The organism is Pseudomonas sp. P7759, from assembly GCF_013386445.1.
GTDB classification, from domain to species: Bacteria; Pseudomonadota; Gammaproteobacteria; order Pseudomonadales; family Pseudomonadaceae; genus Aquipseudomonas; species Aquipseudomonas azotoformans_A.
Window position 1 is genome coordinate 1 of the sequence record NZ_JACART010000001.1, and the last position, 11,945, is coordinate 11,945.

The window sequence follows — 11,945 nt, forward strand, 5'->3', positions numbered from 1 at the left end:
TGACTGGCACACCGCATTCGCGAGCAAGCCCGCTCCCACATTGGGTCTTCAGAGACCGATCTAAATCATCCGGCGCAACACCGAGCAATCCTCGGCATGCCAATCCACCAACTCCGGCCACGGATTCTCCGGCAAATTCACCAACACCGTCCGCGTCCCCGCTGCCCGGCCACAGTCCAGGTCGAAGCGGTAATCACCGACCATCACCATCTCGCTCGGCGCCACGTCCCAAGCGGCCGCCAGTTTCAGCAAGCCATCCGGATCAGGCTTGGGTTGCGCATCGTCACGCCCCAGCACGTCCTCGATGGCAAAGCAGTCTGCCAGACCGATCGCCTCCAGGGTGACGTGCGCCAGCTCCCGCGCATTGCGGGTCAGGATGCCCAGGCGATAACCACGCCCGGCCAACTCGCGCACCAGCGCCACCGCACCTTCAGCCGCGACCGAACCCAGCGCCAACTCGCGCTCATGCTCCAGCAACCAGGCATGCTTGGCCGCCGCGACATCGGCAGGCAACGCCGCCAAGTGAGTGAGGATGTCGTCCTCGGGCGGAATCTCCAGGGCCACGCGAATGGCCGCGAAGTCATGCACGGCGACCGTGAGGGTGCCGTCCATGTCGAACACCCAGTGTTTGATGTCCGACAGGCTCATGCCCAATCCTTGCGATGGCGGATCAGGCCTTCCTGGGTCACCGAGGCCACCAGTTGCCCGGCGCGGTTGTACACGCTGCCACGGGAGAAACCTCGGGAATTACCGGCCCATGGGCTGTCCATGGCGTAGAGCAACCAGTCATCGGCACGCAGGTCGGCGTGGAACCACAGCGCGTGGTCGAGACTGGCGACTTGCATGTCTTTCTGCCAGACCGTCTTGCCATGGGGCAGCAAAGAGGTGGTCAGCAGACCGAAGTCCGAGGCGTAGGCCAGCAGGTATTTATGCAGCGCCGGCGAGTCGGCCAACGCGCCATCGGCACGGAACCACACGTACTTGACCGGGTCGGACGGCTGCGGGTTGAACGGGTCTTTTTCGGTGACCGGGCGCACTTCGATGGGCTTGGGGCACAGCAGCTTGTCACGCATGTGCTCGGGGATCAGGTGCGCGCGTTGCTGGGTCAGCTCCAGCTCCGACGGCAGGTTTTCCGGGCCCACGACCACGGGCATGGTGGTCTGGTGGTCGAAGCCTTGTTCGTCGTACTGGAACGAGGTGGTGCAGGTGAAGATCGGGTGGCCCTTCTGGATCGCGGTCACGCGGCGCGTGCTGAAACTGCCGCCATCGCGCACACGGTCCACCGAATACACCACCGGCAACTTCGCATCGCCGGGGCGCAGGAAGTAACCGTGCAGGGAATGCACGTGCCGCGCTTCTTCTACGGTCTGGCTGGCAGCCGACAACGACTGGCCGAGCACTTGGCCGCCGAACAGTTGGCGAAAACCCAGGTCCTGACTGCGGCCGCGAAAGAGGTTTTCCTCGATCGGCTCCAGGGTCAGCAGGTCCACCAGATCTTCCAATACTTGGCTCATAGAGCAACTCCTACAATCTATGGGGCATTCCGGGCTGCTTATCCGTGCAGCGTGTCCAACCATTGGGCGCGGGTGATGCGGTACAAAACATGAGGGCGCAGCGGGTCATCGGCTGCGACCTTGGGGTGTTCAAAATCTGCCTGGGGATCGTAATGCATACCGATGGCCTGCATGACTTTTTGTGAGGGCAGATTGGCCTCCGTGGTGAAGGCGACGATTTCGTCCAGTTTCAAACGATCAAACCCACAGCGCAATGCGGTCCAGGCCGCCTCGCTGGCATAGCCCAGCCCCCAGTGTTCACGGGCCAGGCGCCAGCCGATTTCCACCGCCGGGGTAAAATCAGCCTCGAAACTGACATTCAGCAACCCGGTGAGGCCGATGAATTCACCCGTGTCCTTGCGCTGCAAGGCCCACAGGCCAAAGCCATACTCGGCGAAGTGCCCACGAATGCGGCCGATCAGCGCGGCGCTTTCCAGGTGACTCAGCTTGGCCGGGAAATAGCGCATCACCTGTGGGTCGGCGCACATGCGCGCAAACTCCGCCAGGTCGCTGTCGCGCCATTGGCGCAGCACCAGGCGTGCGCTTTCCAATTCCAGTATCGGCTCCATGGGTCCCCTCCCTTGCCATGTGCGTGAGTGTACAGCGCTGTTAAGATCCGTCGCAGGTTCCCGTCAGAAAATCCCATGCCTTTGCCATTGATCTACCACGATGACTACAGCCCCGAGTTCCCGGCGGACCACCGGTTCCCCATGGACAAGTTCCGCCTGTTGCGCGACCACCTGGTAGACAGTGGCCTGACCGAGGACAGCCAACTGCTGCGCCCACAACTGTGCCCGCCAGAGATTCTGGCCCTGGCCCATGACGCTGGGTATATCGAGCGCTACATGGGCGGCGAATTATCCCGTGAAGACCAGCGCCGCCTCGGCCTGCCCTGGAACGAAGCCCTGGCCCGCCGTACCGTGCGGGCGGTGGGCGGTTCGATACTCGCGGCGGAACAAGCGCTGGAGCACGGCCTGGCCTGCCACCTGGCCGGCGGCACCCACCACGCCCACTACGATTACCCGGCAGGCTTCTGCATCTTCAATGACTTGGCGGTGATCAGCCATTACCTGCTGGCCAGCGGCCGGGTCAATCGCGTGCTGATCTTCGATTGCGATGTGCACCAGGGCGATGGCACCGCGCGCATCCTCCAAGACACGCCGGACGCTATCACCGTGTCGCTGCACTGCGAAAAGAACTTCCCCGCGCGCAAGGCCCAGAGCGACTGGGACATTCCGCTACCCATGGGCATGGGCGATGCCGACTACCTCAAGGTGGTGGACGACGCCCTCAACTACCTGCTGCCGCTGTACCAACCCGACCTGGTGCTGTACGACGCCGGCGTCGATGTGCACAAGGACGACGCCCTCGGCTACCTCAAGCTGACAGACCAAGGCGTCGCCGCCCGCGATGAAAGCGTGATGCGCCACTGCCTGGGCCGCGATATCCCGGTGATGGGCGTGATCGGCGGCGGCTACAGCAAGGACCGCCCGGCCCTCGCCCGCCGCCACGGCATCCTGCATCACAGCGCGCAACGGGTGTGGACGTCATCAGGTTGTCACTGAACTGTGGGCGTTACCCACAATCCCTGTGGAACCACCTGTGGATAACTTGAGCGTAACGGCCTGAAAGCCAGTAGCCGTATAGCCCGCAAGAAACTGTACGTTTTTTGACCAGATACTTTTCCACAGCCGTGAAACGTTGTGGAACTTGGCGCCGGCGGCCGTTTTGCAACAAAACTGCCGCACGCCGTCGTCAACCTGAAGGCCTCTCCCGCTTTCAGAGTACCCCGCGATGGCAACTTACAAGATCGGCAGTAGCACGACGCCCAGTAATGACGACGCCCTGAAGAAAGTCGCCGCCACCTTTGACGCAGCAATGTCCCGCGCCGTGTCCGGTTTCAAGGAAGCCGCCCACCCCGGTAATTTCAAAGTCCTGGGGGTGACCGACAACACCAAGGACAAGAAAATCGCCGACGTCAAAGCCACCGGCGACCAAGAGGCGATCAAGCGCCTCAACGACCCGAACCTGGCCGACATCAGCAACACCGGTGTGCCCCTGGCCAACATCGCCAGCATCACCAAGATTTCCGACAACGTCCTGGAGCTGAAAACCCGCGACGGCAAGGACATCATCATTATCAAGCAGATGACCCCGTACCTGTTCGACGGCATGGCTGGCAAAGTCGACGCCGTGGACGCGCTGAACAAGAGCAAGGCCGACGGCTACCGCATCGCCCAGGCCGGCGACACCGCGCCGGGCCTGGACACCTACAAGGGCATCGGCCCGGCCGATGAAGTGGGGCCGGGCATGATTCGTTACGAAACCCTGTCGGGCGACAAGGTCATCGTCAGTAAGGAAACCAACAGCGACCTGTACGAAAAGGTTAAGTCCGACGGCGAAACCTGGGGCCTGATCAACGACAGCAAGAATGACGGGTATCGCCTGGCCGGTGCCAATGAGGCCGGCAGCGTGAGCCTGGTGGGCACGCCGGAAGAACTCGGCCACGGGCTGATCCGGTACGAGACCGCTTCCGGCGACAAGATCATCGTGTCCCAGGCCATCAGCCCCGACCTGTACGCCTCGGTGGTCAAGGAGTCCAACGGCATCTTTGGCGTCGACGGCGCCGTGGACACCAACTGGATCGACAACTCCAAGTACGCCAGCGCCAAGGACTGGGACAAGATCGTCGGCAACACCAGCGGCACACCGACCCAGGAAGAACGCGACCTCGACCGCCCGCGCGCCGCTTCGAAAATGCTCAGCGACAACTGGGACAAATGGGGCCTGCACGACCGCCCCATCGACTTCTCCAACCCGCCCGCCGACCTGCCGCCCGAAGCCCAGGCTTGCCTCAAGTACCTGGCGGGCAGCCCAAGCCTGATGAACGCCCTCGACAGCGGCGGCCTGGGCAAAAGCGATGGGGTGATTACCCACGCCGATGTGGATAAGTTCATCAGCCAATCGAACAAGGATCTGTCGGCCGCTTCGAAGTCCTACAGCACCTTCCTCAGCAAGAACCCCGATGCCACCGGCTTGGCCAAGGAAAACGCCAAGTCCGCCGCCATCGTCATGGCCAATATCTCCCTGGTAAGCAGCGCCGGCCCGGAAATGCAGGGGCCCAACCAGCGCGCCAACAATGGCAGCCTGAACACCGCCAACCTCAAGGCGATCAAGGATGACTCGGGCCTGAGCCCCGAGCTGACCGGCGCCGCAGGCTATTGGTCCACCCCCGGCATGCTGCGCACCCTCGACATGGCCGGCGACCTGCCCGCCACCGCCAAGGCCGATGGCATCACCCAACAGAAAAACCTCGGTGCGTGGCTGGAAAACCAGGCGCCCAAGGACGACCACGGCGTGTTGATGATGCTCAGCAACGCCGCGGTGCGCAGCTCGGTGGCCGACGTCGACACCTCCAAACTGACCAAGGACGTGCTCGAACACCCGGAGAACTACGACGGCAAGACCAAAGCCGCCGTGATGATGGAAATCAGCGACGCCCGCGCGCGCATGGCCGCCAGTGACAAAGTGGGCGACGGCGACCTGTATGCGGGGATTACCGCGGACACCGAATACCACCTCAACCCGACCAAATCCAAGGTCACCGACCAGCTCGACGCCGCCATCGGCCAGCTGTCCAGCGACCCGGACGTGAAGACCTTCTTGGCGCAGAACCAAGCGTCCGGCATGCACGATATCGTCAACAGCGACCCGGCGATCAAGCACGAGCTGCAGGCCTACCAAGACGGCCAGATCAACAGCGGCAACCTGCTCAACACCGCCCTGAACACCAAAGGCGCCGATGGCAAACCGCTGTCGCTCATGGACGCCCTGAGCCTGGCCGGCACCGACGCCACCCTCACCGACCTGGCCCTGGGCGGCGATGGGCATGTGGACCTCAGTGTCATCGCGGAAAAATCGGGAAAATCCGGGGACATCGAGCAGTTCTTCAAGGACCACATCCTCAACGGCAAAGACCTGCAAGACGCTCTCGCCCAGCCGAACGCCGACCCGATGACCGCCATCGGCCAGTACGCCGCCCATGCCGAGTTGCTCAAGGAATTCCTCGGTGACAAGGTCTCGGCCCAGGACTCGTCGACGGTGCAGCAATACGTCAACCAGGCGGTGTCCGACTCCCTGGTCAACGGCGCCAACGACGACGTGCTCAAGGGGGCGTTCGGCGATGCCAATGGCAACTTCGACGAAGCCAAGACCACGGCCATCATCGAGAAAGCCATGGCCGACGACCCGGAGATGTTCAAAGACGCCACGGGGGCGCAGATCAAGCCGCAGGACGTGATCTCGTTGATCCGCTCGATGTGGGACGTGAACCGCCAGGGCGAGAAGATCAGCGACGTACTGCCCAAGGCCGTGGATGGGCTGAAGCTCAACGTCAGCGATTCGTACAAACAGGGCCTGCTGCACATCGGCAGCGCCTTGCTGGCCGGCGGCGTGCTGGCGGCGCGCTCGGCCACGGGCGGCAACAGCCCGGCAGACAACGCCGGGCGCGTGGCGGCAGGCATGCAGTTTGCCGGCCTGATCACCGAAGGCGGCACCAAATACGCCAAGGAAGCCGGCTACGGCATGACCTGGAAACCCACGCCGATCGATCCGAATAAACCCCAAGGGATCGGCGACTTCCCCACCGGCAAAATGGTGCAGAACACCGACGGCCTCAACCGCCTGGGCAACCTGGGCAAGATCGTCGGCGGTACCGGCAGCTTTATCGGCGGGGTGTTCGGCCTGATCAGCGGGGTCAACAGCGCGTTTGCCGGGGATAAACTCAACGCCGGTTTCTCCCTCACCAGCGGCGCCCTGGGCACCGGCGCGGCAGTGGCCTCGATCATCGAAGGCGGCGCGGGGCTGTTCGGCATTGCCGACGCGGCGGCCATCGCCGGCACCTTCGCCGGGGTATTGGGTTGGGCTGCCGCCGGGGTGGGCATCGTGACCAGCTTTGTGTTCCCGATCATCGAGGTGGTGAAACGGGAAAAACAACAGGACGCGTTCTTCGGCAACCTGGTGCCGACCCTGGATAAATATGGCCTCACCGGCGGCCCGATCACCGACGCCGACCGTGCGGACGAGTACCCGCCGTACGCCAACACTGGTTTTGCCTAAAGCCCGGTCAGCTTGTTGTGGCAAGCCTGCTTGCCACAACAACCCCACTCACCACAATTTCGCAGCATTGCTTACAATGAGCGCCCTTTGTTTTTAACCAGGCCTGCCAATGTCCGCTGCTGCTCCTTCCCACGTTGCCATTATCGGCGGTGGCCCTGCCGGCCTGATGGCCGCCGAAGTCCTGAGCCAGGCGGGCGTGCGGGTGGACCTGTACGACGGCATGCCCTCGGTGGGGCGCAAGTTCCTGCTGGCCGGCGTGGGCGGCATGAACATCACCCATTCCGAAGCGTACCCGGCGTTTCTGTCGCGCTACGCCGAACGCGCGCCGCACATGGCCCCGTTGCTGCGTAGTTTCGGGGCCGAGGCGTTGTGTGAATGGATTCATGGCTTGGGCATCGAGACGTTTGTCGGCACCTCCGGCCGCGTGTTTCCCACCGACATGAAAGCCGCGCCCCTGTTGCGCGCCTGGCTCAAGCGCCTGCGCGACCAAGGTGTGGTTATCCACACCCGTCATCGTTGGCTGGGTTGGAATGCCGAGGACGACTTACTTATCCACAGCCCCGACGGTGAGAAAACTGTCCACAGCGACGCCGTGCTGCTGGCCCTTGGCGGCGGCAGCTGGTCGCGGTTGGGATCTGACGGCGCCTGGCTCAAGTTGTTGGAGGACAAAGGCGTGCCTTACGCCCCGCTGCAACCGAGCAACTGCGGTTTCGAGGTGTCGGCCTGGAGCGAATTGATGGTCAGCAAATTCGCCGGCGCGCCGTTGAAAAACGTCGCGATTGGTTTGGGTGACGACAAGCCACGCCTCGGCGAATGCGTTATCACCGCCAGCGGGATCGAAGGCAGCCTGATCTACGCGTTGTCAGCGCCGATCCGCGAAGCGATCAACCGCGACGGCTCGGCCACCGTGCACATCGACCTGCTGCCGAGCAAGGCGCTGGACAAGGTTCAGGCCGCCTTGGCGAAACCGCGTGGCTCACGCTCGATGAGCAAGCATTTGCACAGTCAGTTGGGCTTGGATGGGGTCAAAGCCGCACTGCTGCGCGAGTTGGCGCCGTCTGACCACTTCAATGATCCGGCGCAATTGGCGGTGGATATCAAGGCGCTGCCTTTGACTCTGGTAAAGACCCGGCCGATGGATGAAGCGATCAGCACAGCGGGCGGCGTGCCGTTTGAGGCGTTGGATGAGCACTTGATGCTCAAGCAATTGCCGGGGGTGTTTTGTGCGGGGGAGATGCTGGACTGGGAAGCGCCTACGGGCGGGTATTTGCTGACGGGGTGCTTTGCCAGCGGCAGAGCGGCTGGGCGGGGGATGTTGGAGTGGCTTAATCGCTGAGATTTGCGGTGAATTCAGAGCCGCCTTCGCGGGCAAGCCCGCTCCCACATTTGACTGCATTCCCATGTTGGAGCTCGGTCAAATGTGGGAGCTGGCTTGCCTGCGAAGAGGCCATCAGCAGCCCCGCAAAATCACTTCTTCTTACGCGGCCCGGTATTGAACACCGGCACCTTGCGCACCGGCTTGATCGACGGCTCAGCCGGCGCCACGTCCCCGCTGTCTACCCACTTGCCGAGGTTGCGCTTACCGCCACCGCCCGAGGTTTTAGGCTTTTTCGGTTTCTTTGGCTTCTTCACCACCTGCCCGCTGGCATCGGTGTCCGGCACGCGGTGTTCCGGTTCGAAGTCCTGCTCCATGTGGCGGGCCAAGGTCTGACGCGTCAGCATCTCGATGGCCGACAGCATGTTCACTTCATCGGCACACACCAGGGAAATCGCCTCACCGGTGTTACCCGCACGGCCGGTACGGCCGATGCGGTGGATGTAGTCTTCGGCCACGATCGGCAGGTCGAAGTTGACCACCAGCGGCAAGTCTTCGATATCCAGGCCACGGGCCGCCACGTCGGTGGCCACCAGGATCTGCACGTCACTCGACTTGAAACGGTCCAGCGCACGTTGACGGGTAGCCTGGGGCTTGTCGCCATGGATACCGTCGGCATTGATGCCCAGGCCCTGCAACTTATCCACCAGCGCATCCACGCCATTGCGGGTCTTGGCGAACACCAGCACCTGCTTCCAGCGGCCTTTGCGCATCAGGTGCACAAACAGCTCCGGCTTGCGCTTCTTGTCCACCGGCACAATCCACTGCTTGACCGTGTTGGCAGCGACGTTGCGCGGGCTGACTTCGATGCTCAGCGGGTCGTTGAGCATCTGCCCGGCCAGCGTGCGGATCTCATCGGAGAAGGTCGCGGAGAACAGCAGGGTCTGGCGCTTTTTCGGCAGCATGCGGTAGATGTTCGCCAGCTCTTCGGAGAAACCCAGGTCGAGCATGCGGTCGGCTTCGTCCAGCACCAGGGTTTGCAGTTGGTTGAGTTTCAGCGCGTTCTGGCGGAACAGGTCGATCAGGCGGCCCGGCGTGGCGACCAGAATGTCGACGCCTTTGCGCAGCTTCATCATCTGCGGGTTGATGCTCACGCCGCCGTACACCGCGTAAGTGGTCAGCGGCAGGTTTTGCGCGTACTCGGCAACGCTGGCGTGCACCTGCTCGGCCAATTCGCGGGTCGGGCACAGGATCAGCGCGCGTGCCGAATTGGCGGCGACTTTCGGCCCTTCCATCGTCAGCAGTTGCAACAACGGCACGGCGAAACCGGCGGTCTTGCCGGTGCCGGTCTGGGCCGCAGCCATCAGGTCGCGACCGGCCAGCACCGCCGGAATGGCTTGCGCCTGCACCGGCGTCGGGGTCTGGTAGCCAAGCGTCTCAAGGGCGCGCAGCAAGGGTTCGATCAGGCCAAGGGTGGCGAAAGTCATGTGTTTACCGTAGGAAAAATTCAGCGCAAGGTCGCAATGCGCCGCAGTTTACCTTATTTCCGCCTTCGGCTTGCGCCACTGGGGCAGGCTGATCAGCAGGACGGCGCTGATAATCACCAGCATGGCCAACGCTTCTTCCAGACCAATGGTCTCGCCGACGAACACAATACCGAGCAATACAGCGACCGCCGGGTTCACATAGGCATAGCTGGTCGCCGCCGCCGGGCGCACATGCTTGAGCAGGTACATATAGGCGTTGAAGGCGATGATCGAACCGAACACGGTCAGGTAGGCCAGGGCCAGCCAGCCTTCCAGCGGTGGCACGGCCTGCAGGCGCTCACCGGACAGCGTGCTGATGATCAATAGCGCGACGCCCGCCACCAGCATTTCCGCAGCACTCGCCATGGCGCCTTGGGGCAGTGGCAATTGCCGGCTCCACACCGAACCGAACGCCCAGGAGGCCGCCGCCACCAACAGCAGCACAGCGCCCATCGGGCTCGACTGCAACGTGCTGCCCATATTGAGCATGGCGATGCCGATGATCCCCAGGATCACCCCCGCCCACTCCAAGCGAGTGTTGCGCGCGCCCCAGAAATACCCACACAACAAGGTGAACAACGGCACCGTCGCCACGGCCAACGCCGCCACGCCGGACGACACGCCCATGTGTTCCGCCACGCTGACACCGCCGTTGCCCACGGTGAGCAGCAAAAGACCGATCATCCCGGCAGCCTTCCACTGCGGCCACGTTGGCGCCGGCACCCCGCGCCAGCGCAGGAAGCCATACATCAACGCCCCCGCCGTGCAAAACCGAATCCCCGCCAGCAACAACGGCGGCCAGTACTCCACGCCGATGCGAATCACCAGATAGGTGGAACCCCAGATCACATACAGCGCAAAAAAGGCGGCGATCAACGGTAAGGGAAAGCGACGTGGGCCAGGCATTGGGTGGCTCTATGGCAGGAGATGGGAGGCTTATTCTAAAAAGGCAGGTCGTTAAACATAAGTTACAAAACCTGTTTAAAACGCCAATACACTTTTCAAAGCATGGTTGTGAAGGCTATAAACCGTGCTTTCGAAAGTCACTCGCAACCGGAGCCTTATCATGGACAAATACGACCGCATGCTCCTCAGCGCCCTGCTCGAAGACGGCCGCGCGTCCTACGCGCAACTGGCCCGCACAGTAAACCTCTCCGCCCCCGCCGTGGCCGAGCGCGTGGCCAAATTGGAGGCCAGTGGCGTGATCACCGGGTATCAGGCCAAGGTGGACCTGTCCAAAGTGGGCTTGCCGATTCAGTGCGTGATTGAGCTGCGCTTGACCAATCACGGCAGCCAGAAGGTGTATGACGCGTTGGCGGAAATTCCGGAGTTGACGGAGTGCCATCGGGTGACCGGCGATCCGTGCGTGATCATGCAGGCGGCGGTGGGGTCGATGCCGGAGTTGGAGAGCTTGATCAACCGCGTGGCGAAGTTCGGGTTCAGCAAGACCTCGATTATTTTGTCGAGCGCGATAGAGCGGCGGGTGCCGTTGGGGCAGTTGGAGGGCAATGGGAAAAATGGTGGCTGAACCGCCGCCATCGCCGGCAAGCCGGCTCCCACAGTTGAAATGCATTCCAACGGTGGGAGCTGGCTTGCCTGCGATGACGTAAGTTGCATCAATGCACATTTGAGCGCTCAACAATCAAATCGACAATCTGCTTGATCGTGGTGATGTGATTCCAATCTGCCTGAGTGGCCTGCAGGTTGAACTGCCATTTGATCTGCATGACGAAGCAGGTCAAGTCGTCATCAATGATCTTAAAGTCATGGATGAAATCCGTTTGCTCTGTCACTTGGCTGCGGTCGATGAAGCCAATGATATCGACGAACAGTTGGATTACCTTTTCGCTGATCTCGGCTCTCATTTGGCTAACTCTCTTTTCTTCTCCCCCGATATCGGAACAGATACCAGAGGGCTGTTCTAGATGGCCAGCAAGACCGCTCCCTTTCACTTGCGGGAAGTTTCCGAGCGAGCTTCAACCCCTTGCTCCGCAAAGACTGCACCACTAATCTGCCCCACGTCATCGGCCCCTCGATGACCGGAAGTGCAAGCCGAAATTGACGGAAGGAGCGAGTCAAATACTCTGGAGTTCTGAACATGATCAAAGCAACTTCCACATCGAACGCAAACTTCCTCAGCGAAGACGCCCTCCTCAATCGCCGAGCCATCGACTACTACCTCAAAGCCTGCGCCCCGGATGCACCCAATTTCATTCTGAATGACAACCTGAGCTTCGAAGACGCGCTCGCCCATGCGGCTGACTTGCTGCATTGTGCGGTGGAGACGGTGCAGGATTCGGCTGAGGTGCTGAGCGCGCAGCAGCGGGCGGTGATGCATCTGGTGGGGATGGCGAAGGGGGTGGTGGATCGGGCGTTGGAGTGTGTGCAGCCACAATAGCCTGACAACCGAGACGTTGTGGTGAGCGGGCTTGT

11 protein-coding genes are annotated in these 11,945 nt (G+C 62.1%); 5 read left to right on the forward strand and 6 right to left on the reverse strand.

Annotated elements, in window-relative coordinates:
- Positions 1–60: 60 nt before the first annotated feature.
- From HX823_RS00005 to HX823_RS00015, 3 genes are read right to left on the reverse strand one after another with little or no spacing between them, the layout of a single operon-like run.
- Positions 61–648 carry an HAD family hydrolase gene (locus tag HX823_RS00005; RefSeq protein ID WP_177073803.1) on the reverse strand — a complete coding sequence of 196 codons (588 nt, stop codon included), beginning with the start codon at positions 646–648 and terminating at the stop codon, positions 61–63.
- Positions 645–1,514 carry an acyl-CoA thioesterase II gene (gene tesB / locus HX823_RS00010; protein ID WP_016976734.1) on the reverse strand — a complete coding sequence of 290 codons (870 nt, stop codon included), beginning with the start codon at positions 1,512–1,514 and terminating at the stop codon, positions 645–647. The genes HX823_RS00005 and tesB overlap by 4 nt, the downstream gene beginning before the upstream one ends.
- Before the next feature lie 38 nt (positions 1,515–1,552).
- Positions 1,553–2,122 carry a GNAT family N-acetyltransferase gene (locus tag HX823_RS00015; protein ID WP_033897913.1) on the reverse strand — a complete coding sequence of 190 codons (570 nt, stop codon included), beginning with the start codon at positions 2,120–2,122 and terminating at the stop codon, positions 1,553–1,555.
- A 75-nt stretch (positions 2,123–2,197) separates the two neighbouring features.
- Here HX823_RS00015 and HX823_RS00020 point away from each other — a divergent pair, with 75 nt between their 5' ends.
- From HX823_RS00020 to HX823_RS00030, 3 genes are all read left to right on the forward strand, one after another.
- A complete protein-coding gene (locus tag HX823_RS00020) occupies positions 2,198–3,118 on the forward strand; it encodes a histone deacetylase (protein ID WP_177073804.1) in 921 nt (306 codons plus the stop codon).
- A gap of 229 nt (positions 3,119–3,347) precedes the next feature.
- Positions 3,348–6,671, forward strand: a complete 3,324-nt coding sequence (locus HX823_RS00025) for a type III effector HrpK domain-containing protein (RefSeq protein WP_177073805.1) — start codon at positions 3,348–3,350, stop codon at positions 6,669–6,671.
- A gap of 109 nt (positions 6,672–6,780) precedes the next feature.
- Positions 6,781–8,007, forward strand: coding sequence for a TIGR03862 family flavoprotein (locus HX823_RS00030; protein WP_177073806.1), 1,227 nt, complete (start codon positions 6,781–6,783; stop codon positions 8,005–8,007).
- A 131-nt stretch (positions 8,008–8,138) separates the two neighbouring features.
- Here HX823_RS00030 and HX823_RS00035 read toward each other — a convergent pair whose 3' ends face one another.
- Together HX823_RS00035 and yedA are read right to left on the reverse strand one after the other, a co-directional pair.
- The gene (locus HX823_RS00035; RefSeq protein ID WP_177073807.1) at positions 8,139–9,473 is read right to left on the reverse strand and encodes a DEAD/DEAH box helicase; all 1,335 of its coding nucleotides are present in this window, start codon (positions 9,471–9,473) and stop codon (positions 8,139–8,141) included.
- Between the two features lie 48 nt (positions 9,474–9,521).
- Complete coding sequence (gene yedA, locus HX823_RS00040) at positions 9,522–10,418, reverse strand: drug/metabolite exporter YedA (protein WP_177073808.1); 897 nt, start codon at positions 10,416–10,418, stop codon at positions 9,522–9,524.
- 160 nt (positions 10,419–10,578) lie between these two features.
- On the opposite strand from yedA, the gene HX823_RS00045 reads away from it, so the two are divergent.
- Positions 10,579–11,040: an Lrp/AsnC family transcriptional regulator gene (locus HX823_RS00045; protein ID WP_010174823.1), complete on the forward strand. Its 462-nt coding sequence runs from the start codon at positions 10,579–10,581 to the stop codon at positions 11,038–11,040.
- 88 nt (positions 11,041–11,128) lie between these two features.
- Here the strand turns inward: HX823_RS00045 and HX823_RS00050 are convergent, their stop codons facing one another.
- Positions 11,129–11,377, reverse strand: coding sequence for an acyl carrier protein (locus HX823_RS00050; protein WP_177073809.1), 249 nt, complete (start codon positions 11,375–11,377; stop codon positions 11,129–11,131).
- 233 nt (positions 11,378–11,610) lie between these two features.
- Here HX823_RS00050 and HX823_RS00055 point away from each other — a divergent pair, with 233 nt between their 5' ends.
- Positions 11,611–11,910, forward strand: coding sequence for a DUF6124 family protein (locus tag HX823_RS00055; RefSeq protein ID WP_177073810.1), 300 nt, complete (start codon positions 11,611–11,613; stop codon positions 11,908–11,910).
- Positions 11,911–11,945: the final 35 nt, after the last annotated feature.